The organism is Vibrio sp. V23_P3S9T160, from assembly GCF_963886625.1.
GTDB classification, from domain to species: Bacteria; Pseudomonadota; Gammaproteobacteria; order Enterobacterales; family Vibrionaceae; genus Vibrio; species Vibrio anguillarum.
This window is the reverse complement of sequence record NZ_CAWPDB010000111.1, coordinates 1-26636: the sequence shown is the minus strand read 5'-3', so window position 1 is coordinate 26636 and position 26636 is coordinate 1. Positions and strand designations below refer to the sequence as shown.

25 protein-coding genes and 1 tRNA gene are annotated in these 26636 nt (G+C 44.9%); 14 read left to right on the top strand and 12 right to left on the bottom strand.

Annotated elements, in window-relative coordinates; all coding sequences use genetic code 11:
* Positions 1 to 125: 125 nt before the first annotated feature.
* The 4 genes from AACU59_RS07090 to secF all read left to right on the top strand — a co-directional run bounded on the left by AACU59_RS07090 (position 126) and on the right by secF (position 4286).
* On the top strand, positions 126 to 803 hold the full coding sequence (locus AACU59_RS07090) for an SH3 domain-containing protein (RefSeq protein WP_237666606.1): 678 nt from the start codon (positions 126 to 128) through the stop codon (positions 801 to 803).
* Between the two features lie 120 nt (positions 804 to 923).
* Entirely contained in the window at positions 924 to 1445 is a 522-nt protein-coding gene (locus AACU59_RS07085) for a hypothetical protein (protein ID WP_094143615.1), read from the top strand.
* Between the two features lie 97 nt (positions 1446 to 1542).
* Entirely contained in the window at positions 1543 to 3381 is a 1839-nt protein-coding gene (secD, locus tag AACU59_RS07080; RefSeq protein WP_094143613.1) for a protein translocase subunit SecD, read from the top strand.
* 2 nt (positions 3382 to 3383) lie between these two features.
* On the top strand, positions 3384 to 4286 hold the full coding sequence (secF, locus tag AACU59_RS07075; RefSeq protein ID WP_017045371.1) for a protein translocase subunit SecF: 903 nt from the start codon (positions 3384 to 3386) through the stop codon (positions 4284 to 4286).
* Between the two features lie 65 nt (positions 4287 to 4351).
* Here secF and AACU59_RS07070 read toward each other — a convergent pair whose 3' ends face one another.
* From AACU59_RS07070 to napF, 6 genes are all read right to left on the bottom strand, one after another.
* Positions 4352 to 4486 (bottom strand): TIGR02808 family protein, encoded by a 135-nt coding sequence (locus AACU59_RS07070; RefSeq protein ID WP_013868527.1) that lies wholly within the window; start codon positions 4484 to 4486, stop codon positions 4352 to 4354.
* Between the two features lie 12 nt (positions 4487 to 4498).
* Complete coding sequence (locus AACU59_RS07065; protein ID WP_013868528.1) at positions 4499 to 5077, bottom strand: NapC/NirT family cytochrome c; 579 nt, start codon at positions 5075 to 5077, stop codon at positions 4499 to 4501.
* A gap of 32 nt (positions 5078 to 5109) precedes the next feature.
* The gene (locus AACU59_RS07060; RefSeq protein ID WP_013868529.1) at positions 5110 to 5565 is read right to left on the bottom strand and encodes a nitrate reductase cytochrome c-type subunit; all 456 of its coding nucleotides are present in this window, start codon (positions 5563 to 5565) and stop codon (positions 5110 to 5112) included.
* A 73-nt stretch (positions 5566 to 5638) separates the two neighbouring features.
* A complete protein-coding gene (gene napA, locus AACU59_RS07055) occupies positions 5639 to 8128 on the bottom strand; it encodes a periplasmic nitrate reductase subunit alpha (protein WP_094126834.1) in 2490 nt (829 codons plus the stop codon).
* Positions 8125 to 8430 (bottom strand): chaperone NapD, encoded by a 306-nt coding sequence (locus tag AACU59_RS07050; protein WP_013868531.1) that lies wholly within the window; start codon positions 8428 to 8430, stop codon positions 8125 to 8127. Before AACU59_RS07050 ends, napA begins: the two co-directional genes overlap by 4 nt.
* 2 nt (positions 8431 to 8432) lie before the next feature.
* Complete coding sequence (napF, locus tag AACU59_RS07045; protein ID WP_017045373.1) at positions 8433 to 8927, bottom strand: ferredoxin-type protein NapF; 495 nt, start codon at positions 8925 to 8927, stop codon at positions 8433 to 8435.
* Between the two features lie 215 nt (positions 8928 to 9142).
* On the opposite strand from napF, the gene narQ reads away from it, so the two are divergent.
* Positions 9143 to 10867: a nitrate/nitrite two-component system sensor histidine kinase NarQ gene (gene narQ, locus AACU59_RS07040; protein ID WP_094145171.1), complete on the top strand. Its 1725-nt coding sequence runs from the start codon at positions 9143 to 9145 to the stop codon at positions 10865 to 10867.
* Positions 10854 to 11486 carry a response regulator gene (locus tag AACU59_RS07035; RefSeq protein ID WP_013868534.1) on the top strand — a complete coding sequence of 211 codons (633 nt, stop codon included), beginning with the start codon at positions 10854 to 10856 and terminating at the stop codon, positions 11484 to 11486. Before narQ ends, AACU59_RS07035 begins: the two co-directional genes overlap by 14 nt.
* 66 nt (positions 11487 to 11552) lie before the next feature.
* Here AACU59_RS07035 and dcuC read toward each other — a convergent pair whose 3' ends face one another.
* Together dcuC and AACU59_RS07025 are read right to left on the bottom strand one after the other, a co-directional pair.
* A complete protein-coding gene (gene dcuC / locus AACU59_RS07030; RefSeq protein WP_019281627.1) occupies positions 11553 to 12920 on the bottom strand; it encodes an anaerobic C4-dicarboxylate transporter DcuC in 1368 nt (455 codons plus the stop codon).
* Between the two features lie 297 nt (positions 12921 to 13217).
* A complete protein-coding gene (locus AACU59_RS07025; protein WP_094145170.1) occupies positions 13218 to 14345 on the bottom strand; it encodes an acyl-CoA desaturase in 1128 nt (375 codons plus the stop codon).
* Positions 14346 to 14519: 174 nt separating this feature from the next.
* On the opposite strand from AACU59_RS07025, the gene AACU59_RS07020 reads away from it, so the two are divergent.
* On the top strand, positions 14520 to 15062 hold the full coding sequence (locus tag AACU59_RS07020) for a GNAT family N-acetyltransferase (protein WP_088729445.1): 543 nt from the start codon (positions 14520 to 14522) through the stop codon (positions 15060 to 15062).
* A 186-nt stretch (positions 15063 to 15248) separates the two neighbouring features.
* Here the strand turns inward: AACU59_RS07020 and AACU59_RS07015 are convergent.
* Positions 15249 to 15339, bottom strand: a tRNA-Ser gene (locus AACU59_RS07015).
* Between the two features lie 315 nt (positions 15340 to 15654).
* Between AACU59_RS07015 and AACU59_RS07010 the strand changes: the two genes are divergently transcribed.
* Positions 15655 to 16332: a MaoC family dehydratase gene (locus AACU59_RS07010; RefSeq protein WP_013868538.1), complete on the top strand. Its 678-nt coding sequence runs from the start codon at positions 15655 to 15657 to the stop codon at positions 16330 to 16332.
* Between the two features lie 53 nt (positions 16333 to 16385).
* On the opposite strand, the gene AACU59_RS07005 is transcribed toward AACU59_RS07010, so the two are convergent.
* Positions 16386 to 17207, bottom strand: coding sequence for a phosphate ABC transporter substrate-binding protein (locus tag AACU59_RS07005; protein ID WP_026027798.1), 822 nt, complete (start codon positions 17205 to 17207; stop codon positions 16386 to 16388).
* Between the two features lie 174 nt (positions 17208 to 17381).
* On the opposite strand from AACU59_RS07005, the gene AACU59_RS07000 reads away from it, so the two are divergent.
* Complete coding sequence (locus AACU59_RS07000) at positions 17382 to 17732, top strand: DUF3024 domain-containing protein (protein WP_026027345.1); 351 nt, start codon at positions 17382 to 17384, stop codon at positions 17730 to 17732.
* Positions 17733 to 17793: 61 nt separating this feature from the next.
* Here the strand turns inward: AACU59_RS07000 and rnb are convergent, their stop codons facing one another.
* Positions 17794 to 19803: an exoribonuclease II gene (gene rnb / locus AACU59_RS06995; RefSeq protein WP_094145820.1), complete on the bottom strand. Its 2010-nt coding sequence runs from the start codon at positions 19801 to 19803 to the stop codon at positions 17794 to 17796.
* A 362-nt stretch (positions 19804 to 20165) separates the two neighbouring features.
* Here rnb and AACU59_RS06990 point away from each other — a divergent pair, with 362 nt between their 5' ends.
* From AACU59_RS06990 to rplT, 5 genes are all read left to right on the top strand, one after another.
* Complete coding sequence (locus tag AACU59_RS06990; protein ID WP_064626716.1) at positions 20166 to 22178, top strand: DEAD/DEAH box helicase; 2013 nt, start codon at positions 20166 to 20168, stop codon at positions 22176 to 22178.
* Positions 22179 to 22391: 213 nt separating this feature from the next.
* Entirely contained in the window at positions 22392 to 24320 is a 1929-nt protein-coding gene (thrS, locus tag AACU59_RS06985; RefSeq protein ID WP_094145819.1) for a threonine--tRNA ligase, read from the top strand.
* 3 nt (positions 24321 to 24323) lie between these two features.
* Complete coding sequence (gene infC / locus AACU59_RS06980) at positions 24324 to 24875, top strand: translation initiation factor IF-3 (protein ID WP_080569453.1); 552 nt, start codon at positions 24324 to 24326, stop codon at positions 24873 to 24875.
* A gap of 103 nt (positions 24876 to 24978) precedes the next feature.
* Positions 24979 to 25173, top strand: coding sequence for a 50S ribosomal protein L35 (gene rpmI / locus AACU59_RS06975; RefSeq protein WP_010319591.1), 195 nt, complete (start codon positions 24979 to 24981; stop codon positions 25171 to 25173).
* A gap of 41 nt (positions 25174 to 25214) precedes the next feature.
* Positions 25215 to 25568: a 50S ribosomal protein L20 gene (rplT, locus tag AACU59_RS06970; RefSeq protein WP_010319590.1), complete on the top strand. Its 354-nt coding sequence runs from the start codon at positions 25215 to 25217 to the stop codon at positions 25566 to 25568.
* A gap of 62 nt (positions 25569 to 25630) precedes the next feature.
* Here the strand turns inward: rplT and AACU59_RS06965 are convergent, their stop codons facing one another.
* Positions 25631 to 26593: an integron integrase gene (locus AACU59_RS06965; RefSeq protein ID WP_017043784.1), complete on the bottom strand. Its 963-nt coding sequence runs from the start codon at positions 26591 to 26593 to the stop codon at positions 25631 to 25633.
* Positions 26594 to 26636: the final 43 nt, after the last annotated feature.

Below are 26636 nucleotides of genomic sequence, written 5' to 3'. Positions count from 1 at the left end.
GTATCGCTGTGGGTTCGAATAGTGAGTAAAAATGACATTCGGAGATTTCAACTATAATTAACGAACAATTAAAGCGTGGCGCGCCGAACAAGGTTGCGCACAACAAGAAAGGAATGAGCAGCAAGATGAAAAAAATGCTGATGTTTCTATTATTGCTGCTTGGGCTGGCGGGTGCAGGCGCTGGCTATTACTTTCTTTATTATCTTCCCGAGCAAGAAGTACTGCAGGCCGATTCGTCGAGTTCGAACGATGAAGAACAAGTGCCAACGGATGAGCCTTCCCCTAAAACGACTTTGCCAGCAAAGCCACTCGTTAATGATTTATATGTCGATTTAGCAAGGCTCGGAGTAAGAGAAAAGCCCGATGCACAAGCGTTTATTGAGCGGGTTCTATACCGTGGTGATAAGGTGAAAATCTTGGAACGTAAATCGGGTTTTGGCCGTATTACCGATTATTTTGTCTATGAGGAAAACGGGCCTGAAGTTGCGGAGTGGATACCTCTGGATGGTTTAGTGGAACAAGCCCCGCTGATCACAGCAGAGGAGCGCCGTAAAACGGTCACGCAGTACATTGCGAATTCGGATGATTTTAAACTCTATGAAACGGCTTTTGTGCAGAAAACCGATGAGTTGCTGAAAAATGAAACCTGCGTACCAGAAGATTTTGAAGAGCTTGGTGGCTGGGTAAAGTCGCTCAAATATCAAGAACGTGAGGTTTATTTTGTGTATTGTGGTGGCCGCAAGTTAGCCAACAAAATTTACTTTGATATACAAAGCAAAGAAATATTTTACGCTTCTCATTAGCTAAAGTGGTAAGAGCATTTAGATCTTTTTACTTGAGGCTTATGGTTGCCAGGAATATGATGCTTGCTTGCTTGCTTGCTTGCTTGCTTGCTTGCTTGAGTTGAGAGGAATGATTTTTTCATGCATTGGCACTTTATTAAATATGTCTGGTTTACGCTTCTCGCGGTGGTTCTGCCTTCGCAAGCGTTCGGCTATTTAATTGAAAGTGAAACGCACAGCCACGCTGAACCTAAAGTCATCCCACAATATGGTGAAAAAACCTCGCTCACGGCGATTGTTCATCAGCAAACATTGCCTCAAGCTATTGCTATTCAACAACCTATCTCTGATCAACAATCAATATCTGATCAACAAGATAAACAAACGGCTCCACCCGTATCAAAATCGCTTCACTCAGACACTTCTGCTGCAATCGTTACCGCATCTCGTTGGGGGGTAACTTCCCGAGTTGTTGAATACGATGGTCCCACTTTTGTCGATAACACGCCCAATTACGATGTCACCGTCGCTCCCTTTAGGCTTTATCTTTTTCCTGTCGCTGAGTTGGCGGCATGGCAAGCTCGCCCCTACAGTTCTAACCACAGAATTTCTGGTTGGAAAGAAACCAATGCCATGTATGTGGCGTTAAATAGCCAGTACTGATCCTTCTTACTTTATATCAAGTGACAAAGTCACTCGCTTGTTCATTTAACTTGTTTATTTAAAGTAATAACAACTCAGCTTTGCTGAGAGGATTGGTATGAAAAAAACACAAAATAAAAAGGCGTCAGTACGTCTTATTAATCACTATTCTGCGTGGAAGTATATCGTATTGGCCGCCACTTTGGTTGTGCTTGCCTTGAGCGCTATACCCACATGGTATGGTGAACAGCCGTCGATCCAACTGCAAGTCTCAGCTAAAAATGAGACGCTTAATTCAGTCGTGGAATTGACTCATCTACTCGAAAAAAACGATATTGCGGTACAAAACATACAGCAGCAAGGTGGGAAAACGACCTTAGTCTTTGCTGATGAAGTCCAGCAAACGCACGCCAGAGAATTACTCGATGGCATGATTGAAAAAGAAGACAGTATTACGTTCTCTTACGTTTCGGTTGCACCAACATGGTTGACAAATTTAGGTTTTAACCCGATTAAACTAGGATTGGACCTGCGTGGTGGTGTGCAATTTTTGCTGAACGTTGACGTGGATAAAGCGTTCCAAGAGCAACGTGACAGCATGATCGATACCGTGAAAGATAAGCTGCGTGACGAGCGTCTTCGCAGCGTGAAAGTTAGCTCTGAAGGTATTGATGGCTTCAAAGTAATGAGCAATTCAGCGGAAGATCTCAATAAAATCAATGCATTTCTTAAAGAGACTTACTCAGGGTGGGATATTCAACGCTCTTCTGATCAACTGCTGATCAAGCCTTCAAAACAGAATCGAGTCGATTTCCAATCAACGACGCTGCAACAGAACCTCAAGATTATGCGTGATCGCATTGAAGAGCTGGGCATCACTGAAGCCATGGTTCAGCGCCAAGGCGAGCACAGCATTCGTATCGAATTACCGGGCGTGCAAGACCCATCACAAGCGAAAAACGTGATTGGTGCGACGGCAAGCCTTGCTTTTTATGAGGCGAAATCACCCAGCGAAGCGTTTACGTCGCAAGACATTGTGCTAAAAGATGAAAATGGCCGCAATGTTGTACTTACTAAACGCCCTGTATTAACCGGCGATCACATTGTTAATGCGCGCGCAGGTATTGACCAAGTGGGAATGTCTGAGGTCAACATCTCGCTTGACCACGCGGGTGGCAAAATCATGAGTGATTTTTCATCCAAGCATATCGGTAAGCCGATGGCGACCGTGTACCGTGAATACACCACCAATGCTCGTGGCGAAACAGAGCGTAGCGAAAAAGTGATCAGTGTTGCGACCATTCAATCGCAGCTGGGTAGCCAATTTAGAATCACTGGTGCAGGTTCGATGGAAGAAGCACAGCAGCTGGCTTTATTGCTGCGCGCTGGTTCATTAACCGCGCCTGTGACTATCGTAGAGGAGCGTACCATCGGCGCTTCATTGGGCGCAGAAAACATTCAAAATGGTTTTGCCGCATTAGCCTTAGGTATGGCATTAACGCTGACTTTTATGGCGCTTTGGTATCGCCGTTTAGGTTGGGTGGCGAACGCGGCGTTGCTGTTTAACATGGTGTGTCTCATTGGTCTGATTGCCTTATTGCCGGGTGCTGTGCTGACCTTGCCGGGGATTGCAGGTCTGGTTTTGACGGTTGGCATGGCTGTCGATACCAACGTGCTGATTTTTGAACGTATCAAAGACAAAATTGCAGAAGGACGTAATTTCGCCCAAGCGATTGATTCTGGGTTTAGCAGCGCCTTTAGCACCATTCTTGACGCCAACGTCACCACTATGATCACCGCCGTGATTCTGTATTCGATCGGTAATGGTCCAATCCAAGGCTTTGCCCTGACTTTAGGGCTCGGCATTATGACCAGTATGTTCAGCGGTGTATTTGCTTCGCGTGCGGTTATCAATCTCATTTGGGGACGAGATGCTCGTCGTGATGTAAGGGTATAAACATGATTGATTATTTGAAAAACCATATTCGTCCAATTCGTTACATCACGAGCGTACTCTCTGTGACATTGATGCTGATCTCATTAGTGGCGTTTGGTGTGAAAGGCCTCAACATGGGTTTGGATTTTACTGGTGGGATGGTCACCGAAGTCACGGTCGATAAAACCCTCACCAACAAAGAGTTACTGCAAGCGTTGAAACCTACATTAGGAGATTCAACGATGCTCACCAAAGCAGGTGAAGAAGGACGTTGGGTTATCCGCTACGCGCTTCCTGAAAGCGATCAAGAGACGCCTAACATTCCCACTTTGCTCAGCGACGTCTCTGAACATGTGACGGTGGTGAGCAACAGTATGGTCGGCTCGCAAGTGGGACAAGATCTGGTGGAGCAAGGTAGTTTAGCGTTGATGATCTGCTTACTGTGTATCTTAGGTTACTTGTGTTTCCGCTTTGAATGGCGTTTAGCGAGCGGCTCGTTGTTGGCCTTGCTGCATGACGTTATTTTAGTGCTCGGTTTCTTTGCCCTGACACAGATGGAGTTCAACCTAACCGTGTTTGCGGCGGTACTGGCGGTATTAGGTTATTCATTGAACGACTCTATTATCATTGCCGACCGCATTCGTGAATTGCTTGTGGCTAAGCAAAGCACGCCAACCAAAGAGATTACCGACCAAGCCGTGATTGCGACTTTCTCACGCACTATGGTGACTTCGGGTACGACATTACTCACCGTTTCCGCATTGTGGTTAATGGGCGGGGAGCCGCTTGAAGGGTTTGCTATTGCAATGTTCATCGGTATTATTTCTGGAACTTGGTCTTCAATCTCAATCGGGACTGTGTTACCAGAGTGGTTGAAACTTGAACCTAAACATTACTTGCCCGTAGTGGTGGATTCCGCGCCTTAGTATTTCTGCGCATGTTATTTAAAGTGAAGCAAAAAAATCCGCCTTATGCACAGGCGGATTTTTATTTATAGTTCTTTATCTTTACTCAATGACAGCAACCAAAGTGAAACGGCGGCAACCACCGCAAAGCCGCCGAAGATAATAACAGGCATCGCGCTGTAACCAAGAATATGCCAAATCACCGATTCTAATGTACTCATGGGTTAATTCTCCTATTGCCAGCCTTCAACGCCTTGCATGTCTGGCAGTTTATGTGCAATACCTTTATGGCAATCGACACAGGTTTTTTCACCACTAGCAAGGGCGGTAGAGTGCTGTTTGGCACTGCGTGGACCTTGCTCTGAAAAATCCATGTATTCGAACTCATGGCAGTTGCGGCACTCTAATGAGTCATTATTTTTCAATCGTGACCACTCACGCTCCGCGAGATGTGCTCGACGTGCTTGAAACTTTTCGGGTGTGCTAATGGTGCCTAATACCACATGAGCAAACAACTCTTTGGAGGCTTGCACTTTGCGGATAATCTTGTCTGTCCACTCATGGGGAACATGGCAGTCAGAGCAGATAGCACGTACGCCGGAACGGTTAGAATAGTGAATCGTCTCTTGGATCTCAGCCACAATCGGTGCATGACAGCCTGAGCAGAATTCTTCTGAGTTTGTTGCTTCCATACCGGTGTTAAATGCGCCCCAAAATAGCAGACCACCTGCAAACCCCATGAACAATACGATGCCAACGGCCGCTTTACTTGGGCTTGTGAGCCTTTTCCAAAACGCTTTTAATAATTTCATAAATAGCCTCTTAAGTTATTATCTGGCTACGATTAGCGAAGTGAATCAACGGATTTGAACTCATTTTCCACCAAAGGCTTCGCAATGGCTTGCGGTACATGGCACTGTAAACAGAAATAACGGCGCGGTGAGACGTCAGCTAGCACCGCATCTTCACGGTTAACATAGTGGGTCACACTGATTTTGGTTGCGCCCATCTCTTTGGCATTTTTCCAACTGTGACAAGCAAGGCACTTATTGGCGTTTAGCGACACTTCGTAGCCACGAATGTTATGCGGGATCAAAGGTGGCTGATAGACGTATTCGCTTTCAAGCGCTTGATCTCTTGGGTACTTCTTAAAGTCGTCTGCAGGACGAGTCTCTTCAAGTTGCGTTGCGCCACGCAGCGATTCCAGCCCGCCGTTGCCGCCGGGGTTATTCAGTTCCGCCTGTACCGTTTGGCCAAATAAAGCCCCAAAAGATAAAAGGGCGATCAGTAGTTTTTTCATCTTAAATTCTCCGCCTAATGGCTCATTCTAAGATCGGCTCCCCACAGGGCAGCCGATGCATTCATTAACTGGCTTACGCTACTTTAGTGATTTTTACCGGACATTTTTTGAAGTCTGTCTGCTTCGACAGTGGGTCCGTGGCATCTAAAATCAGCTTGTTAATCAAAATGCGAGCATCAAAGAATGGGATAAAGACTAAACCATGCGGTGGACGATTTCGGCCGCGCGTTTCCACACGAACACGAACTTCGCCGCGTTTGTTGGAAATCAATACTTCATCACCACGTCGTAACCCACGCGCTTTGGCGTCATCTGGGTGGATGTAACAGAGCGCATCGGGTACGGCTTTATAAAGTTCAGGCACGCGCCGCGTCATAGTGCCGGTGTGCCAGTGTTCTAACACGCGGCCCGTACACAGCCACATATCAAATTCGGCATCAGGTGATTCCGGTGGAGCTTCATAAGGAGCGGAGATGATCCACGCTTTACCATCCGGTTTGCCGTAGAAATCCCAATCAGATCCTTTTTTCGCATAAGGGTCAGAGCCTTCTTTAAAGCGCCATAACGTTTCTTTGCCATCCACAACCGGCCAACGTAAGCCGCGAACGTTATGGTAGGTATCATAAGGAGCTAAGTCGTGGCCGTGACCGCGTCCGAAGCTGGCGTACTCTTCAAATAACCCTTTTTGTACATAGAAACCGAAGTGATGTGCGTCGTCGTTCAGTTCACGCGCTTCTTCAAGCGGGAATTGGTCAACCTGTCCGTTTCTGAACAGCACATCAAACAGGGTTTTACCGCGATATTGTGGCGCTTTGGCGAGCAATTCTTCTGGCCACACTTCTTCCATTTTGAAGCGTTTAGAGAACTCCATCACTTGCCATGAGTCTGATTTTGCTTCGCCCACAGTACCAACTTGTTGATACCAAGCTTGAGTGCGGCGTTCAGCATTGCCGTAAGCGCCTTCTTTTTCCACCCACATTGCGGTAGGGAGCACTAAGTCGGCCGCTTGCGCTGTGGCTGTTGGATACGGGTCAGACACGACGATAAAGTTTTCTGGGTTGCGGTAACCCGGTAAACGTTCTTCGTTAATATTCGGGCCTGCTTGCATGTTGTTATTACACTGCACCCAATAAGCGTTGAGTTTGCCATCTTTGAGCATTCGGTCTTGCTGTACGGCGTGAAAGCCCGGTTTTTCAGGAATGGTGCCTTGCGGAAGCTTCCATGTTTTTTCAGCAATCGCGCGATGTTTGGGGTTTGCCACCACCATGTCAGCAGGCAAGCGATGAGAAAAGGTTCCGACTTCACGTGCTGTGCCGCAAGCGGATGGCTGGCCTGTTAATGAAAATGGACTGTTGCCAGGTGTGGCAATTTTGCCCGTCAGTAAGTGCAGGTTGTAGACCAAACTTTGCATCCAAACACCGCGAGTATGTTGGTTCATGCCCATAGTCCACAATGACATCACTTTGGTGTTAGGGTCAGCGTACTGTTTTGCAAGCGCGATCAGTTTATCTTCGGCAACGCCTGACATTTGCGCGGCTTTTTCAACCGTATAAGGTGCAACCGAGGCTTTATAAGCTTCAAAGTCAATCGCAGTAACATCACCGGAGTTGGCATTTTTCGCTTTAACTTGCAATGGGTGCTCGTCACGCAGGCCATAACCAATATCCGTAGTCGCTTGTTTGAAGTGGGTATGTTTATTGACGAAATCCCAGTTCACCGCATTGTTTTGAATGATGTAGTTGGCGATGAAGTTGGCGATGGCAAGGTCACTTTGTGGGTGGAAAATGTAACCGTGGTCGGCCAGCTCAAACGAACGATGATAATAAGTCGAAAGGACATTTACTTTAACGTGTGGGTGACTTAAACGGCGATCGGTAATACGAGTCCAAAGAACCGGGTGCATTTCGGCCATGTTTGAACCCCAAAGCACAAAGGCATCAGCGTGTTCAAAATCATCATAGCAGCCCATCGGTTCATCAATACCAAAGGTGCGCATAAATCCAACAACGGCTGAAGCCATACAGTGGCGAGCGTTTGGATCAATGTTATTAGAGCGAAAACCCGCTTTCATTAGTTTAACGGCGGCGTAACCTTCCATCACGGTCCATTGGCCTGAACCGAACATGCCAACACTGGTTGGCCCTTTCGCTTTTAGAGCTTGTTTCCACTTTTCAGCCATCACATCGAAAGCCTGATCCCACGACACTGGCGTGAATTCTCCATCTTTATGATATTGACCATCTTTCATGCGCAGCAGTGGCTGTGTTAAGCGATCTTTGCCATACATGATTTTTGAAAGGAAGTAGCCTTTAATACAGTTCAACCCTTTGTTGACAGGCGCTTCAGGGTCACCTTGTGTGGCAACCACTTTGCCGTTTTGAGTACCGATTAATACTGAACAGCCCGTACCGCAGAAACGACAAGGCGCTTTATCCCAAGTGATTTTTGTTTGGTCTGAGCTGGCAATCAAGTTTGTTGCGCTGGCGGGTAGAGTAATACCAGCGATAGCGGCTGCGGATGCGGCTGCGTTTGCTTTCACAAACGCGCGTCTTGTCATTTTCATACGTCATCCTCAATGTGGGAATGTTGTGTTCCAGTGTTGGTATCCGTGTCATCCAGCCCACTTTCTATTTGGTGATAAACCAAAGCGGTGCTGAGAACATGTGGTAAGTTGTTAATCGCATCGATGGTGTCAGTAACGAAGCCTTGATTTTCCGTTTCCAAAACGACGATCATTTTCCCTTCGTTGCTTTGGCCATACACTTCGGCGTTCTCAAACGATTCGATTGTCGCTTTGAGCGCTGCTAAATGTTCAGGTACGACGTGAACGATCAAACTTGAAATATGTACTTCATTGAGTGACATGTTTATCTCTCATTATTATTAATATTGCTCACACGGATGGCTGAGGTTGGACAGATGGAAACGCACGCGCCACATCCGTTACAGGCATCAATATCGACATTCGGTTGCGCCACTTTTCCGATCACTAAATTGAACGTTATAGCGCTGACTTCACATGACTCAGCGCAGCTACGACACTCCACATTGCGTTTAGCCAAGCAGCTTTCTTCGAGCTTTGCTTTAGCCAGCCACGGTTGTGTTGAGCGCGGTGCGAAAATTGGCTCTGGGCAGCTCTGCGCGCACTGATAACAAAAGGTGCACTCATCAATATGAAAATCTATGGTTGGGAAGCCGCCATCACCTAAGGTGATGATCTTTGTCTCGCACGCGTCTAGGCAGCGGCCGCAGCGAGTGCACTCATCTGAAAAGGAGAGGGGGTGAGCAATCCAAGGCAAGCGGACAATGGTGTCATCGACCTGATTACGAGAAAAAAAACGCCTTTTCGAGAGATCAACCAAAGTGCATTCCTGTATTTGTTAACAAATCTTCATTTATCCATACACAAATTGTAGTTTTTGTCCTATTTCTATAAATACCCCCAAGGAGGTAATTGGCTAGGCATGTTGTTTTAGATCAATAAATTCAAGCGCGAGTGATCACATATTGAATGGCTTTAACGACAGCGGCGCCCAATCAGATACAATAGGCAAGGAGAGGTTCACGGAGAGATGTTTTGAGAAAACGATCCAAACAGTCGGTCACCAGCACCATTGCCAAAGCCATGGTGTCGATTTTACTGTTATCGGTTGCCATCACAGGCTACGCCATTTTTACACTCGCTTCCTCACTCAATGATGCGGAAGCGGTGAACGTTGCTGGTTCAATGCGTATGCAAAGCTATCGATTGGCACATGATATTCAAAGTAACTCGGTGGATTATTCATCTCACATTTATCTTTTTGAACGTTCGCTTTATTCAGCATCAATGAAAGCATTACAGCGTTGGCCTGTGCCAAACGACATCACCAAAGATTATTATCAGTTGATCATTCGTTGGCACGAACTGAAAAGCTTGTTAAATAGCGAGAACAAAGACCGCTATCTTGATGAGGTAGCGAAATTTGTCAGCCAAATCGACCGTTTTGTCTTTAAGTTGCAGCACTTCTCAGAACAAAAGCTGATCCAACTGGCTTGGTTTGGCGGCATGGGGTTGGGTGGTGTGTTGTGTATCTCATTGTTTGTGGTGCATTTTATTCGTAAGGAAGTGGTGGGGCCATTGCGTTCGCTAGTGACCGCCAGTGAGCAGATCCAAAACCGTTCATTTGATGTATCGCTCAATGTCACCAGCCATAATGAAATGGGGATCTTAACCCGCACGTTTAATAAAATGGCCACCGACCTTGGTAAGCTGTACCTCGGTTTGGAGCAAGCGGTGAATGAGAAAACCCATAAGTTGCAAAATGCCAACCAAGCACTGCAAGTGTTGTATGACTGCTCGCAAGAGTTAACCGCATCGCGCATTAGCCAAGATAATTTCCAAGCGATTTTGCAACACTTGGTTACCATTGAAGGGGTCACATTTGCCCAGTTAGAAATTGGTGATGACGCGGGTAAAAGTACGCGCTTATCCGAAGGTGAGAGCAATGGGTTCTCCCTTTCTCCGCTTTTACTGAGCTTAGATGGGATGCAACTGGGTTACTTGTATCTGCAATACAGCTTGCCTTGTCCAAATAGCGCCTTGATTGATAACTTCGTACAAATATTGTCGCGTGCCATTTATTATAATCAAGCACAGAAACAAGCCGAACAGTTGATCTTGATGGAAGAACGCGCCACCATCGCACGGGAACTGCATGATTCCTTGGCTCAATCGCTTTCGTATCTGAAGATACAAGTATCACTATTAAAACGCGTGATTGGCCGAGCAGAGACCCCGCACGCTGCAGAGAAAAAAGAGCAAATCATTTTAGATATTGATCAAGGTTTGTCGGGCGCTTACACCCAGTTAAGAGAGTTATTAACCACCTTTAGGCTAACGATTAAAGAAGGCAATTTTGGTCAAGCGCTTAAGGGCATGCTAGAGGAACTTGGCGAGCAAACTACGGCGGAGATAGTGCTTAATAATAATTTGTCATCGATTGATTTAGATGCGCATCAACAAGTGCATTTACTGCAATTGATCCGAGAAGCGACTATCAATGCTATCAAACACGCTCAAGCTAATGCCATTCAAGTCAACTGTGATGAATTAGACGATCAGGTGATGGTGACGGTCAAAGACGATGGGGTTGGCTTTGATCAACAGCGTGCTAGGCTCAATCACTATGGATTAAGCATTATGCAAGAAAGAGCGGCGCGGCTGCATGGCGCAGTGTCAGTAACCTCCGCACCCAATGCTGGGTGTGAAGTTATATTGAAATATAAACGTTCAAAGGATACAAATTTTGACGAGATGTAGAGTAATGTTGGTAGATGACCATCCTTTGATGAGACGTGGTATCAACCAGCTATTGAGTTTTGAAGATGACTTTGAAGTGGTTGCTGAAGCTTGTAACGGCAGTGAAGCCATCGCTTTGGCACATGACATCGAGCCGGATCTCATTCTGCTTGATTTGAATATGAAAGGCATGTCAGGGCTCGATACGTTAACAGCGCTTCGTGCGGATGAATCAACCGCTACCATTGTTATTTTAACCGTATCAGACAGTGCGCTCGATATTGAAGCTATGGTGAAAGCGGGGGCTGATGGCTACCTTCTTAAAGATACAGAACCAGATGAGCTGGTGGAACTGCTTAGACAGGCCGCGACGGGTGTAAAAGCGTACAGCGAGTTTGTTACTCAGTACCTCGCCGAACGTCATACGCATGAAGATCTTTTTGAGGCATTAACCGACCGTGAAACTCAGATTTTAAAAGAGGTCGCGAAAGGGTATCGGAATAAACAAATTGCTGATCGTCTGTTCATTTCTGAGTCGACAGTAAAGGTGCACATGAAGAGTTTGCTGAAGAAGCTACGCGTCCCATCGCGCACGGCAGCAACGATTTTATACTTGGAACGCTATAGCGAGAGTAAATAACACCTATTTGGAAATAGCGGTTTGAAAAAAGGGCGTCCTGTTGAACGCCCTGATTGTCTGTCAACGTTATGCTGTCATCGGTACAAGGATTACTGTACCAATAATGACCGTGATTAAACCGAGGATGACAGGAACGGAAGTGCGTTTTACCACTTCAAATGGACTGATTTGACCCATACCAGCTGTTGCTACAACGACGCCTGATACTGGTGAAATGGTGCGCCCAAGGTTTGAAGCTTGCAGCATCGGGATAATGAGAAAGGCTGGATTCACGCCCAATTTAGCCGCCAACGATGGCGCTAACTCAACAAAGGCGTAGAACGGAGCGTTGCCTGAACCCGTCGCAATAGCGGCTGCTACGGTAAGGCCTGTCAAAATCAGCATCAAGGCTATGCCGCCTGCGCCTGCGGTTTCTGCAAGATGAAGCAGGTTATCAATCGCCCCAATCGACATCAAACCTTGTGCGAACACGCCCGCAGCAACCAATAACATCACCACGCCTTTGAATGCTTCGGCCATGCCTGCGTAGCATGATTCTAGATCTTCTAACGTCTCTTTACCTTTAAAACGCTTCGTCACGAAGTCAACCAATGCACCGATGAAGATGGATCCGACCACAATGGTGTAAATATCAAGGCTCAAACCTTGAATGGTTTCTCCGTTGAATAAGAACACACCCACAATAGGTAAGAATGGAAGAGCCGCATAGTAAGCCGGTGCTTTCACTTCGATGGCGGAAACATCGATTTTTTCCATCGGTGTGTTGTCTTTCTTATCGAGATATTTGTTCCAGAAGAAGGCCGCGATCGCCATGACGATAATGGCGCAGATCGAAACAGGAAGAACCGTTTCCACGGCAAAAACGTGTAAAGGTAGCCCTGATTTTTCCGCCGCAATAACCACATCACCGGATGTCGGGGAAAGGATGATCGCAGCAGGAGATGCACATACCGCAACTGCGGCCGGACGAGAGATCCCCATCGCTACCATCATCGGAAATAAAGTGGCCATTAACAGCACGCCAAGACCCGTTGCTGAGCTCACCGCTAAAGACATCAAACACGCCACAATGTAAGCAGCAACCAGCAAGATATAAGGGGATGTAATAACCGAAAGAGGTTTAGAAAACTGTTTTACAACCACATTGTTGGCGCCGATGTGTGTCATGTACGAAGCAAAACCACACAGCAACATAATTTGCATGCCTAAACCGCCACCACTGTAACGCAACATGTATTTCACGAATTCGAGTGCATCCGTTACTGTGTTACCGGTTGAGGGTACTTTGGCTGGCAGCACTGAATAGCCAAGTGCGCCAGTTAATAGCAGTAAAACGATACCTGCGGTGAGTAACACACCGGCTGGCTTGTAACCTTTAACAATGAAATAACCCACCGCTACTGTTACCGCCAAGCCAATTAAAAGCTCTAGCATTTAAGTCTCCTGAAATTATGAACAATATTGCAAAAACGTGTATCAATTTATGACAAGGAATTTACCGAAAAGAATGCTGTAGCACGAGAGCAAGTTGAGCTTTAGATGATCTAAAACAATAAAATTATCAATTGATAACCTAGTTGAAAATTCTTTAACTTTGAATATGTTTTAGTCGTTCTAACTATTCATTTAGCAAATATGCGGCTAGAAGTTCTGTTAGAGGGGAGAATAATTTAAGCTAAGAAAAATGAAGCCATTTAAGGCATGGCTTCATCAAATCTGTAAAGTATGAATTTAGGAGTACTGACGCACAATGAGCTGCCAATTGGATTTTTGTAGTGCTAATTGTTGCTTCACTTGTCGATAGCGCAGCATCAATAGGGAGTGTTCATATCTACGAACAATATTGTTTTTTTTACTTTCGATCAGCTGTTTCTTTAATTCATAATACTCTTGCAACTGCATGACTAAAGCGTCAAATTCACGTTGTATGCTGGCCATAACGAGTTGCTGATTGGGCAACGCGGCGATCTGTTTTTGCGCATGGCTTAATGCCATTAACGCTTTCGCTTTTTCTACCTTAAGGGGAGGAGAAGTGCGCAGTTTACCAGCCAACCCAAGCCACGAACACAGCTTGATCAGCCATTTTGTTGGGTCGTATTGCCACCAATAAATCCCATTACGATAATCGTTTTCAAAAATATGGTGATAATTGTGGTAGCCCTCGCCAAAAGTGAAGAAAGCCAAAATACCGTTATCGCGGGCCGTATTTTTATCAGTATAAGGCTGGCTACCCCATATATGAGCCAGCGAATTGATGAAAAATGTCGTGTGATGATTGAGCACTAAACGCAACGCACCCACGATCAGTAACATGCCCAGTATATCGTGATAAATAAAACCAAGGATCAGAGGAACGCCCAAGTTCATTGCGAGTGCCAAAGGTACATAATATTTATGCTGCCACATGACGATCTTATCTTTTTGCAGGTCACGGCAGTTGGAGTAGTCATCGTACGTGGTTTTATTGTAGTGACGCAGCATCCAACCTATGTGTGAAAACCAAAATCCACGTTTGGCTGAATAAGGATCTTTGTCATTATTGTCTACATGCTTGTGATGAACTCGGTGATCAGAAGACCAATGTAGCGCACTGTTTTGCAGTGCAAACGCCCCACCTAATGCAAACAATAATCTCAGTGACCAATGTGCTTCATAGGCTTTATGTGACCATAAACGGTGATAGCCCGCGGTAATGGAAAGGTTGCAAAAGGAAAAACAAATCATCAGCCAAAGCCAATGCTCCATGCCGTAGCCAAATTGCCATCCATACAAAGGGGCTGCAATCGTCGCTAAGCCCAAGCTGAAGCTAAAAATGACGATGTTTATCCAAATAAGTGGTGGTTTTGATGCCGATTCCATGATTAAAATCCTTGAGCTTACAGTTGTTCGCTAGAATATCAGCGAACAACTGTAAGTCAAAGAGGTTTAATGATTCTTTTAAGGGATTGTGACTAGTATATTTTGCTTTTCTATTTGAACCGAATAGTATGAAAGACGATGTTAATCCTTACAGGAAGTAATAAGGACTAGAATATGGAAATAAAAGCAGCTGAATATTGCGATTTTGAAAGAATTGCTCAGCTACACGCTCAAAGTTGGCGAACTCACTACCAAGGCATATTAGGCAAAGAGTACCTTGATAACGACGTTCTAGAAGACCGTTTACTGATTTGGCAAACTCGCTTAATCAATCCACCATTTAATCAACATGTCCTACTGATTGAAGAGGGGGGGCTACTGTGTGGGTTTATCTGCGCCTTTGGTAACCACGATTTTGACAAAGGTAGCATTATCGAGTCTCTGCACATTGATGAAAATTATCGAGGAAGGGGGATTGGTCGCCAGTTGATTCAAGAGATGGCGGCATGGTTTGAGCAGTATTTCCCTAATAGCGGTGTGTATTTGGAAGTGATGGCGGACAATAAGCAAGCCATCGAATTTTACGACTACTTAGCTGGTCGACCTAAAGGAGAGCGTTTATGGCGGTCTCCCTGTGGGCAAGATATTAAAGAGTGGGTTTACGCTTGGACCAGCCCAACAGATTTGTTGGCTTCGGTCTCTTCTACGGTTGATTGAAACGCATAGTGCGCGGGCTATGTCTTACCTATCGGTATTCGTGTGATTCGTTCTTGATGTATTGAGGAAGAGGCGATGACCAAATATGATTGCATCTTCCAGACACATGAGTTTTTAGTGATCTAAAGTTTCCAAATGCTATAAATAGAAAAAGCCTCTGATAATCAAAGGCTTTTTCTTGATATTTGGCGGAGAGATAGGGATTTGAACCCTAGGATAGCTATTAACCATCGCCGGTTTTCAAGACCGGTGCTTTAAACCACTCAGCCATCTCTCCGTGTGGTGCGCATAATAGATAGCCACCATAATATTGTAAAGCAATAAGTTGAGTCATCGACTCGGTTTGGCTAACCACAATAACGTTTTCAGTTACAGTAAAGTACTGTTTTTACCGCTTCCCTTGATTTTATGAGCTATATACTCTACAACCTAGTTATCTAATAAAATGGTGTTTTATTTTTATTTGATTGATTTATATGTAATTTGTGTGTTTCAGGGAACGGTTGTACGCTCGAAAGTGTTTGCAGCTAAGTGTGAAGTACTTCAAAATTACCTCAATCCAAGGGCATTCTAACTAATCACCGAGGTTTAGATGAAAGTCGAGAATCTTTTTAAGCATCGTGGCGATTCAATGAACAAGTACTCCTCTGAGCTTATGCAGTGGGTATCACCTTCAGTACGTGAGTACTGGGGCGAGCTTCTACATAAAACAAACAGTCGCCAGTTGTTTTCTTGGGTTAGAGATTTTCACCAACCAGCAGTGAATGAAGATGCTCCTATTGCCGAACCCTTGATACTCAAACCTGAAGCGCAACGTCTGTATAAACAGCTCCAGACTCAGATTGGTGAAGTCATTCATACGGGTAAATGGCTGGTGGTTGATCAAGAGCGCATTAACCAGTTTGGTCAAGTAACTGAGGATATGCAGTGGATTCATACCGACCCTCAAAAAGCGGAAGTTGATTCTCCATTTAGGACCACAATTGCGCACGGCTTTTTGACCTTGGCCTTGTTACCTAAATTGACGGATAGCGTTGATCCTGACAAACCAATATTTCCGACCGCAAAAATGGTGGTAAATATCGGTTTAAATGAAGTTCGTTTCCCATATCCAGTGAAATCAGGAAACAGAGTAAGAGCCATTAGTACTCTATTGAAAGTTACGCCAATCAAAAAAGGTTTGGAGATCGAGAGAGAAATTAAAGTGGAGATTGAAGGTATTCGTCGCCCAGGCTGTGTCGTGGTTTCAGTAATCCAACTCCATTTTTAACTTTAGAAAAATGACATGGAAATAGGAGAGTCGATCACTCTCCTTTTTTGTATTTATTTGTTTTTCAAAGGAATATAACCATATTCTTCTATGCGAGCCTTTGCCTCCGCTGACTTTAAAGAAGCAATGAAAGCTTGAGTCTCTTTAGTGATTTTTTCAGGGTAATAGACCACTAAAAATGGCATAGAAAGTTTATATTCATGAGTGACAATATTTTTTGCAGTGGCTTCTACTCCCTCAAATTTTATCGCTTTAATCGATTTATCTACCGATCCCGTAGAGATGAAACCGATCGCTTGAGGGTTATGGTTAATCAGTGTTTTAACCATACTATTGCTATTGACCACTAAGTTATTGGAACTGATGTCTGACACTAAGCGATCATTAATCACACGAGTCAGGCCTAATAAGCTTTCAAAGCTATAGCGGGAACCTGATGATGCTTCTCTGGTCACAACTGCGATTTTTTGATCAGCACCACCGACTTGTTTCCAGTTGGTTATTTTCCCTTTATAAATATCAAATAACTGCTCACGAGTCAGATTTTCAATACTGTTTAAGCGATTGATTACAACAGCCAACCCATCATAGGCAATCGGCAAGGTGCTCATCGTCTCATCTTGCTCACTTTCTGTGAGGTAGCGCGAGCTCATGGCGATATCTGCGACACCTTTTTTCAGTAATGTGATGCCAGCACTCGAACCTACGGCTTGAACCGCGATATAAGTTTCAGGGTGTGCGGTATTGTAGTCCTCGGCGAATACTTCCATGATCCTAGCGACCGAGGTCGAGCCAGAAATATTAACTTCACTTGCGAAGGCAAACTGGGTATGTAGCAAAGTTGAAAGCAGTGTAGCAAGCGCGACTCGAAACATAGTGGCTCCAATATGGTTATTTAGAAAAATTGAGCCACCATAATATGTCGTATAGATGACACTTTTGTGAACCACAAAGGTAAGTGGTTTGTAGCCTTACGGTTTTTCATATCAGAGATAAGCGAAGTCAGCTATAGTCGAGATGTCAGGAAGCCGTGTTTGAGCGAGGGTAAAATGGCGGTAGTGAATTTGTTGCAACGTCAACTAGAACGAAGAGCAGAGCTTGTTTGCCATAATCGTAACCAAAGTGTGTCTGTTGAATTAGGCAAATCCTGTTTTGAGCCGATCGTTAACGGTGTGCACTTCATCAAACACCATTACAAATTAGATTCAACGCATTGCGACTATTCAAGTATCGTGGCGAAAGTGATTTGGGAAGAAGCTAAATGGGCGCTGTATATTCCTAATACGGATCCCGATAAAGAAATTGAAGATTGGTTGCCGTATCCTTTTCTCCCTAAAACAACGGATTTGACGGCGTTGATCCGCGAAATTGAAAAAGATCCTAAATCTTACTTTTGGTGATCAATAAGCAATAAAAAGGCACTCCGAAGAATGCCTGATAGAAATGTCTATGCTGCTAAAATCACTCCCCTTGGGTAGTGGTATTAGCTTCTGAAGGTATAGGTAACGGTTCGAAAACCTGAGTCGGTTTTGCAATCAGACTGCGGTTTTCCATATTCACTTCTGCGAGCACGACTTCGAGCGTATCACCGAGCTTAAAGACGACTTCTTTATCGACAAGCAGCGTTCCACTTTCCGCATTACATTCAATACGTTCTTTGTTGTCTAAGATTAAAGAACCAGGAATGAATGCGGCTGCGCCATTTTCCAAAAGACGTACGCGCATGCCAGCTCGATTGATATCAAAAATTTCAGCCGTAAAACGGGTGCCTTTGCTCGGTTCGTTTACTAGCGTTCTAGCATAGAGCCAGTCGCCTACGTTACGTTCGGCCATTTTGTGGTGTTTGCGGTGTAGTGCCAACTCTTCACCAACGGTTTCATCCGGTGTTTGTACGGGCTCTTTGTTTAAAATATGAGCTTTCAACATACGATGGTTGATCATATCGCCATATTTACGGATAGGAGAAGTCCAAGTGGCATAGATATCCAAACCCATTGCGTAATGCGGAAGAGGTTGGTTTCCTATTTCACTGTAAGCTTGATACTTGCGGATACGATTATCCAGATAGCGGGTCTCTTGCTTACATAACCAGCGACGTAAAGAGGCAAAGCCTTCTAGAGTCGCTAAGTTATCGGCAGTGTATTCAAGCTCACCCGTTGGGTTGACTAATTCGACAACATCGGCAATTTTTTCGGGTTTGAACCCCGCGTGCGTATTGAACACGCCTTGGCCAAAATGCGCTTTGAGCGTTTTTCCCGCACAGATATTCGCGGTTATCATCGCTTCCTCAACAAGACGGTTAGCACTACGGCGAAGATCCGCATGAATTGCCACTACGTCGTTGTCTTCACTCAGTTCAAATCGATAATCAGGGTGATCAGGAAACACGACCGCGTATGTTTCGCGCCATTGTGCGCGCGCTAATGAAAAATCATACAAATCACGCACAACGGAAGCGATTTGGTCACTTGGTTGCCAATCGGCAGAAGTGCCCGTTTCTAACCAATCTGATACATGATCATAAACCAATCGAGCGTGCGATTTAATGTTGGCCGCAAAAAAGGTAATGTCATCGCCAATCACACCTTCTTTAGCCACTGTTACGGTACAGCAAAGGGCAGGGCGAACTTCATTTTCCATCAACGAACACAAATCATCGGCTAAATCACGTGGCAACATTGGGATATTGCGGCCAGGGAGATAAATAGTGAAACCCCGCTCACGCGCGACACTGTCCATCTCGTCATCTGGCGTGATGTATGCGGTTGGGTCTGCAATAGCAATGGTTAATGTGAAGTCACCGTTCTCGGTTCTTTGGGCGAACAGTGCATCATCCATATCTTTAGTTGATGCCCCATCGATGGTCACGAAAGGAAGGTGGGTCATATCGATGCGTTGTAGGTCGGCATCATCTTTGAGCTGCCAATGTTCAATACCAGTCGGCTCACTGTTAGGCAGGTCATTTTCAGCTAAAGTCACCCACCAAGGCGCAATCTTATCGTTGGCATCCGTAATTTTATGGGTGATTTCAACCATAAAGCCGCTATCGTCTTTCAGTGGATGGTTAATAAGCTGTGCAACAACCCAATCACCTTCAGAGAAATGTTCAGGGTTTAATCCTTTTTGCACCTTGGCTTTCAGCGATTGCCTTTTTAGTTGCGGGTTATCGGGCGTGACATTCAGCTTACCTTTGTACAGCTTTACACGGCCAATGAAGCGAGTTAATGAAGGCTCAAGCAGCTCTTGAGGCTCAGCCACTTCTTTCTCATTCTCGGTGCGAATGATGGCCACCACTTTATCTCCGTGTAGGCATTTCTTCATGTACGGAGGCGGAATAAAGAAGCTGTTCTTACTGTCAACTTCTAAAAAGCCGAAGCCTTTTTCAGTGGCTTTTATCGTGCCTTCTTTCTTAGGCAAGTTCTCTTGGATTTGTTGCTTGAGTTGAGCAAGGAGCGGATTATCTTGAAACATGTTTCTTTTTCTAACAAATGCGATTGGGCACACTATAATCATTGAGCGGGATGATTACTACCGAAAGCGTTATTTTTGCTAGTCTGCTTTAACAGTGCGCTGTAAATGCAGCTTCTGTGTTCGTTTTGGGTGAATTAATGAGCTTAATGGTCATTTATGACGAATTTTTGTGATGTAATTCAATTTTTACTAGCTTTTTTTATGCTTTTAGGGAATAATCCGCGTCCCTTATATGTCCCTAGCGGCTTGATGCGTTTTAAGACTTATCCGCATCTGAACGGAACTCAGCTCTTTTTAATGGATCGGTATTGGAATTGGTAGAGCACGTGGGACCTTTTGTTAATTAATCTAGTGGGATCTCCATGCAAGACTCTGTAATTCAATTTAGTGAATTAGCCCTAAACGACTCAATCCTTTCTGCTCTAAATGAAATGGGTTTCGTTTCTCCAACTCCTATCCAAGCTGCTGCTATTCCATTTCTTCTTGAAGGAAGAGATGCGCTAGGTAAAGCACAAACAGGTACAGGTAAAACGGCTGCGTTTTCTCTACCTCTACTGAACAAATTAAACCTTTCTCAACACAAGCCACAAGCAATTGTGATGGCACCAACTCGTGAACTTGCTATCCAAGTTGCGGCAGAAATCAAAAACCTTGGCCAAAAGATTCAAGGCCTTAAAGTACTTGAAATCTATGGCGGTGCTTCTATTGTTGACCAAATGCGCGCTCTGAAAAATGGTGCTCATATTGTGGTTGGCACACCTGGTCGTGTAAAAGACTTGATCACTCGTGATCGCCTTCATTTAGACGAATGTCATACCTTCGTCCTTGATGAAGCTGATGAAATGCTCAAAATGGGCTTCGTTGATGACGTAACTTGGATCATGGAACAAGCACCTGGCACCGCTCAACGCGTGCTGTTCTCTGCGACTATGCCTCCTATGGTGAAGACGATTGTTGACCGTTACCTACGTGATCCTGCTCGTGTTGACGTAGCAGGTTCAAACCAAACTGTTGCGAAAGTAGAGCAGCAATATTGGGTTGTTAAAGGTGTTGAAAAAGATGAAGCGATGGCTCGTCTTCTTGAAACAGAAGAAACCGATGCGTCAATCGTCTTTGTACGTACTCGTCAAGACACCGAGCGTTTAGCTGATTGGTTATTATCTCGTGGCTTTAAAGCGGCAGCGCTTCATGGTGATATTCCGCAATCACTGCGTGAGCGCACGGTTGATCATATCAAACAGGGTGTAATCGACATTCTTGTTGCGACAGACGTTGTTGCTCGTGGTCTTGATGTTCCACGTATTACACACGTGTTCAACTATGATATCCCATTCGATGTAGAATCATACATCCACCGTATTGGCCGTACTGGCCGTGCTGGACGCAAAGGTAAAGCGATCCTTCTAGTTCGCACGAACCAAATTCGTATGTTGCGTACGATTGAGCGCGTAACTCGTTCTCAAATGGAAGAGATTCAACTTCCAATGCGTGACAAAGTTGCGGAAGCTCGTCTCATCAAACTGGGTGCAGAGCTAGAAGCTGACAAAGGTCATACTGCTTTAGACAAATTTGTTGAGCTCATTGAAAAACTTCAACAAAGCCTAGAGATTGATGCCACAACACTGGCGGCCATTTTACTGAAGCGCCAACAAGGCAATCGTCCACTGTTCTATGTCGGCCCAGATCCAATGGTCGACGCGATCGAGCGTGAAAAATCACGTCGTCGTGATCGTAAAGAGGGTAGTGAGCGTGGTGAACGCCGTGAAGGCGGTCGCGATAGCCGTGATGGACGCGAAGGTCGCCGCGAGTATGGTACTGCGAGCAATGACTGGGATACTTATCAGTTACAAGTCGGCCGCGAGCAAGGCGTGCAAGTGAAAGACATCGTTGGTGCTTTAGCTAATGAACTTGGTTTAACCAAAGGTTCAATTGGTGCAATTAAACTTGCTCAAGGCCATACATTCGTACAGCTTCCTAAATCAATGTCTTCAGATGTTGAAGGCAAATTGCGTAAACTGCGTATTCGCCAAAAAGAAGTCGGTGCTGTTGTATGTGACTTTGATGACTTCCGCGAGTCTCGTGGTCGTCGTGAAGGTGGTAACGGTGGTGGTGCCCGTCGTGAAGGCGGAAACGGTGGCTTCCGTAATCGTGAAGGCGGTGCTCCTGCGGCTGGCGCAGGTCGTGGTGGCCGTGAAGGAGGCTTCCGTGGCAACCGTGACGGTGCAGCGGCGACTGGTCGTGATGGTGAGCGTCGTTTTGACCGCAACCGTGGTGGCGACCATCGTGGTAACTTCCGTGGTGAACGTGGTCACGGCAATGCTAGTGCTAATGCCAATGCGGGTACGTTAAGTCGTCCTCGTCGCGCTGAAGCATAATCAATTATTGAAACTCCAAAGCCCGTGATATTTATCATGGGCTTTTTCTTTTGATTTATATAATTCGATCTTTGCATTTCTAGCGTGAGCTAGTTAAAATCTTCACTTCATTGAAGTTCCGGTATTCGTGTTACCGAGTGAGCTTCGATGGGTTATTTTCAATCAAACTCAACACGTGTTGCTTGGTATGCAACACCACTGTAAGGATTATACATGCCTATTATTACTCTTCCTGACGGCAGTCAACGTCATTTTGAACACCCTGTATCGACAATGGAAGTTGCAGCTTCTATCGGCCCTGGTCTTGCAAAAGTAACGATCGCAGGCCGTGTCGATGGTGTGCGCGTCGATGCGTGCGATCTTATCGAAAATGATGCTAGCCTTGAAATTATAACGACAAAAGATGAAGTTGATGGTTTAGAGATCGTACGCCACTCTTGTGCGCACTTACTTGGCCATGCATTAAAGCAACTTTATCCACAAGCCAAAATGGCGATTGGTCCGACGATCGACAGCGGCTTCTACTATGATATCGATCTTGAGCAATCACTCACGCAAGATGATTTAGAGCAAATCGAAAAGCGCATGAAAGAGCTTGCCAAGACAAAATATCAAGTTGTCAAAAAGAAAGTCAGTTGGCAGGAAGCCCGTGATGCTTTTGAAGCTCGCGGTGAAACATACAAGATGGAAATCTTGGATCAGAACGTGGCTCGTGATGACAGACCGGGTCTATACCATCATGAAGAATACATTGACATGTGTCGTGGCCCTCACGTACCTAACATGAGCTTCTGCCAACACTTTACCCTGCTTAGCATCGCTGGCGCGTACTGGCGTGGTAACAGCGATAACAAGATGCTACAGCGCATCTATGGTACGGCATTCCATGACAAGAAAGCACTTCAAGCCCATCTAACGCGTTTAGAAGAAGCGGCTAAACGTGACCATCGTAAAATTGGTAAGCAACTCGATCTATTCCATATGCAGCAAGAAGCTCCAGGGATGGTATTCTGGCACCATAACGGTTGGTCTATATTCCGTGATCTTGAAGTGTTCATTCGCCAAAAACTCAGTGAGTACGATTACCAAGAAGTAAAAGGTCCATTAATGATGGACAGAGTTCTATGGGAGCGTTCTGGTCACTGGGATAAATATGCGGATGCCATGTTCACGACGTCATCTGAAAATCGTGAATATGCAATTAAACCGATGAACTGCCCAGGCCACGTTCAAATATTTAATCAAGGTTTGAAATCATACCGTGATCTGCCATTGCGTATGGCTGAGTTTGGATCTTGCCACCGCAATGAACCATCAGGTTCATTACATGGTATTATGCGTGTTCGTGGCTTTACTCAAGATGACGCCCATATTTTCTGTACCGAAGATCAAATTCAACAAGAAGTGACATCTTGTATCAAGATGGTCTACGACACCTACACGACGTTCGGTTTTGATAACATCGTTGTTAAGCTGTCTACACGCCCAGAAAAACGTGTTGGTAGTGATGAAATTTGGGATAAATCGGAAGAAGCATTAAAGCTTTCACTGCAGGCAATGGATATCCCATTTGAAATTCAAGAAGGTGAAGGCGCATTCTACGGCCCTAAAATTGAATTTACTTTGCATGATTGCTTAGATCGTGCGTGGCAATGTGGTACAGTGCAGCTGGATTTCAATTTACCTGCTCGTCTAGGCGCGACATATGTTGGCGAAAGTAACGAGCGTCTTGTTCCGGTTATGATTCACCGTGCAATTTTGGGTTCACTTGAGCGCTTTATCGGTATCCTTATCGAAGAGTATGCAGGTTTCTTCCCTACGTGGTTAGCACCGGAACAAGCGGTAATTATGAACATTACTGATAAACAGTCAGTTTACGCTCAGGAAGTAGCACAAAAACTACAAAAATGTGGAATTAGAGCCAAAGCAGACTTGAGAAATGAGAAGATTGGCTTTAAAATCCGCGAACACACTTTAAAGCGTGTACCGTATATGCTTGTTTGTGGTGACCAAGAGATGGAAGCCGGAGAGATCGCAGTACGTACCCGCAGGGGCAAGGACTTAGGTAAATTTAAATTGGATGACTTTATTGCGTATATCCAAGCCGAAGTTTCTAGCCGTAAGCTCAATCTGGAGGAATAAACTATTAAAGGCGGAAGACGTGGCCAACAGCCGGCCAAACCAAACCAGCACCGTTTAAACGGTGAAATTCGTGGCGTTCGTGAAGTTCGTTTAACTGGCGCAGATGGTGAATCCGTTGGTGTTGTATCAATCAACGAAGCATTAGAAGCTGCTGTAGAAGCTGGTATGGATCTTGTAGAGATCAGCCCTAACGCCGAGCCACCAGTTTGTCGTGTGATGGACTATGGCAAGTTCCTCTTTGAAAAGAGCAAGACTGCTAAAGAGCAGAAGAAGAAGCAAAAACAGATCCAGATTAAGGAAATTAAATTCCGTCCTGGGACTGATATTGGAGACTATCAGGTAAAACTACGCAACCTGACCCGTTTCCTAGAAGAAGGCAACAAAGTGAAAGTTACTATTCGCTTCCGTGGCCGTGAGATGGCGCACCAAGACATCGGTGTCGATGTTCTTCATCGTTTGAAAGAGGATACTGCTGAAATTGCAGTAGTTGAGTCTTTCCCGAGTCGAATTGAAGCACGCCAGATGATCATGATGCTTGCCCCTAAAAAGAAGTAATTAACGGCTTACAAGTAATGAGACCTCGCCGTTGAAAGACGGTGGGGTGTTATTCGCCCTAATTACATGTTATTTAAACTACTACAATGCGGAGTTATTCATCATGCCTAAGATGAAAACCAACAAAGGTGCAGCTAAGCGTTTTAAGAAAACTGCTGGCGGTATTAAATTTAAGCACGCTACAAAACGTCATATCCTGACTAAGCGTACTACTAAGAACAAGCGTCAACTACGCCCTAACTCAATCCTTCCAAAATGTGAAGTGGCTGGTGTTATGCGCATGTTGCCATACGCTTAATTCTTTTTAGTTTATTTATCGTTTAGTTTAGGAGAAGCATAATGCCTCGCGTAAAACGTGGTGTACAAGCTCGTGCACGTCATAAGAAAGTTCTAAAACAAGCTAAAGGTTACTACGGAGCACGTTCACGTGTTTACCGCGTAGCTTTCCAAGCTGTAACCAAAGCTGGTCAATACGCTTACCGTGACCGTCGCACTAAAAAGCGTCAGTTCCGTCAGCTATGGATTGCGCGTATTAACGCAGCATCTCGTCAAAATGGTCTATCTTACAGCCGTTTCATTAACGGTCTTAAGAAAGCATCTATTGAGATCGATCGTAAGATCCTTGCTGATATCGCGGTATTCGACAAAGCTGCATTTGCAGTGCTTGTTGAAAAAGCAAAAACTGCTCTTTAATTTAGCAGTGAAGGTTTAAAGAAAAGGAGGGCAAGTATGCTCTCCTTTTTTATTGCGCTTATTTATAAGCGCGACAGTGGGCTTAATACACCGCTGGCGCCTCTATCCAGTACGTGAGTGTAAATCTGAGTTGTTTTTACATCACTATGCCCTAATTGTTCTTGTACTGTTCTGATGTCCGCTCCCGCTTCTAGCAAGTGTGTCGCAAAGCTATGCCTTAGCGTATGGCATGAAACTGACTTTTGTATCTCAGCATCATGAGCGGTTTTCCGAACTGCTCGCTGCAATGCCGACTCATTAATATGGTGCCTTCGTTTCAACCCACTATTCTCATCTAAGGTAAGTAAATTAGATGGAAACAAGTAGTGCCAATTAAACTCATAAGGAGCTGAAGGATATTTTTCTCTCAACGCATTGGGTAACCAGACTCCTCCATAACCTTTGGTTTGCATATCTTTATCATAGTAACGCTTAGCTAATGCTTGTTGCTCAGCTAGCTGTGGATAAAGCTCCTTAGCAAGTGTGACGGTGCGGTTTTTTCCTCCTTTTCCTTGCCATACCCGAACCGCACCATAATCTAAATCAATGTCCTGTATTCGGAGTCTGACACATTCCATCAGCCGCAGCCCTGATCCGTATAAGAGCATAATTTGCAATTGATATCGTGGCTCAATATGTTCTAAAAACCGCTTAATTTCAGTTCTTGTCATCACTACTGGTAATTTTTGAGCAAGTTGAGATTTCTTGAAATTCATGCTAATTGATAGCGGTTCTTTAATGATTTCACGGTACAGAAAATGGAGAGAGTTAAGCGCCAACGCTTGTGTTTTAGCGGCTACTTTCCCATTAACAGCTAAGTCAGTTAAAAACATCTCAACTTCTTTACTACCCATTCTCATTGGATGTGTTTTGTTATTGAAGTAGATGAATCGTGTTATCCAGTGCAAATATGCCTCTATAGTTTTCTTTGCATAGTGTCGCGCTTGCATATACTCTTTAATGCTTAAAATAAATTGTGATTTCATATTTTCCCAACAAAATTGCCTGTTTTTATATACAGTATTGTTG

What these genes read in the sequence shown, in the direction of transcription:
- AACU59_RS07005 (WP_026027798.1), bottom strand. Translation starts at nt 17,207, where the DNA reads ATGTTTCGAGTCGCGCTTGCTACACTGCTTTCAACTTTGCTACATACC.
- AACU59_RS07025 (WP_094145170.1), bottom strand. Translation starts at nt 14,345, where the DNA reads ATGGAATCGGCATCAAAACCACCACTTATTTGGATAAACATCGTCATT.
- AACU59_RS07065 (WP_013868528.1), bottom strand. Translation starts at nt 5,077, where the DNA reads ATGAAATTATTAAAAGCGTTTTGGAAAAGGCTCACAAGCCCAAGTAAA.
- AACU59_RS06965 (WP_017043784.1), bottom strand. Translation starts at nt 26,593, where the DNA reads ATGAAATCACAATTTATTTTAAGCATTAAAGAGTATATGCAAGCGCGA.
- AACU59_RS07070 (WP_013868527.1), bottom strand. Translation starts at nt 4,486, where the DNA reads ATGAGTACATTAGAATCGGTGATTTGGCATATTCTTGGTTACAGCGCG.
- rplT (WP_010319590.1), top strand. Translation starts at nt 25,215, where the DNA reads ATGCCTCGCGTAAAACGTGGTGTACAAGCTCGTGCACGTCATAAGAAA.
- thrS (WP_094145819.1), top strand. Translation starts at nt 22,392, where the DNA reads ATGCCTATTATTACTCTTCCTGACGGCAGTCAACGTCATTTTGAACAC.
- AACU59_RS07000 (WP_026027345.1), top strand. Translation starts at nt 17,382, where the DNA reads ATGGCGGTAGTGAATTTGTTGCAACGTCAACTAGAACGAAGAGCAGAG.
- dcuC (WP_019281627.1), bottom strand. Translation starts at nt 12,920, where the DNA reads ATGCTAGAGCTTTTAATTGGCTTGGCGGTAACAGTAGCGGTGGGTTAT.
- napA (WP_094126834.1), bottom strand. Translation starts at nt 8,128, where the DNA reads ATGAAAATGACAAGACGCGCGTTTGTGAAAGCAAACGCAGCCGCATCC.
- rpmI (WP_010319591.1), top strand. Translation starts at nt 24,979, where the DNA reads ATGCCTAAGATGAAAACCAACAAAGGTGCAGCTAAGCGTTTTAAGAAA.
- secF (WP_017045371.1), top strand. Translation starts at nt 3,384, where the DNA reads ATGATTGATTATTTGAAAAACCATATTCGTCCAATTCGTTACATCACG.
- AACU59_RS07050 (WP_013868531.1), bottom strand. Translation starts at nt 8,430, where the DNA reads ATGTCACTCAATGAAGTACATATTTCAAGTTTGATCGTTCACGTCGTA.
- AACU59_RS07020 (WP_088729445.1), top strand. Translation starts at nt 14,520, where the DNA reads ATGGAAATAAAAGCAGCTGAATATTGCGATTTTGAAAGAATTGCTCAG.
- AACU59_RS07060 (WP_013868529.1), bottom strand. Translation starts at nt 5,565, where the DNA reads ATGAAAAAACTACTGATCGCCCTTTTATCTTTTGGGGCTTTATTTGGC.
- AACU59_RS07085 (WP_094143615.1), top strand. Translation starts at nt 924, where the DNA reads ATGCATTGGCACTTTATTAAATATGTCTGGTTTACGCTTCTCGCGGTG.
- AACU59_RS06990 (WP_064626716.1), top strand. Translation starts at nt 20,166, where the DNA reads ATGCAAGACTCTGTAATTCAATTTAGTGAATTAGCCCTAAACGACTCA.
- secD (WP_094143613.1), top strand. Translation starts at nt 1,543, where the DNA reads ATGAAAAAAACACAAAATAAAAAGGCGTCAGTACGTCTTATTAATCAC.
- AACU59_RS07010 (WP_013868538.1), top strand. Translation starts at nt 15,655, where the DNA reads ATGAAAGTCGAGAATCTTTTTAAGCATCGTGGCGATTCAATGAACAAG.
- rnb (WP_094145820.1), bottom strand. Translation starts at nt 19,803, where the DNA reads ATGTTTCAAGATAATCCGCTCCTTGCTCAACTCAAGCAACAAATCCAA.
- AACU59_RS07090 (WP_237666606.1), top strand. Translation starts at nt 126, where the DNA reads ATGAAAAAAATGCTGATGTTTCTATTATTGCTGCTTGGGCTGGCGGGT.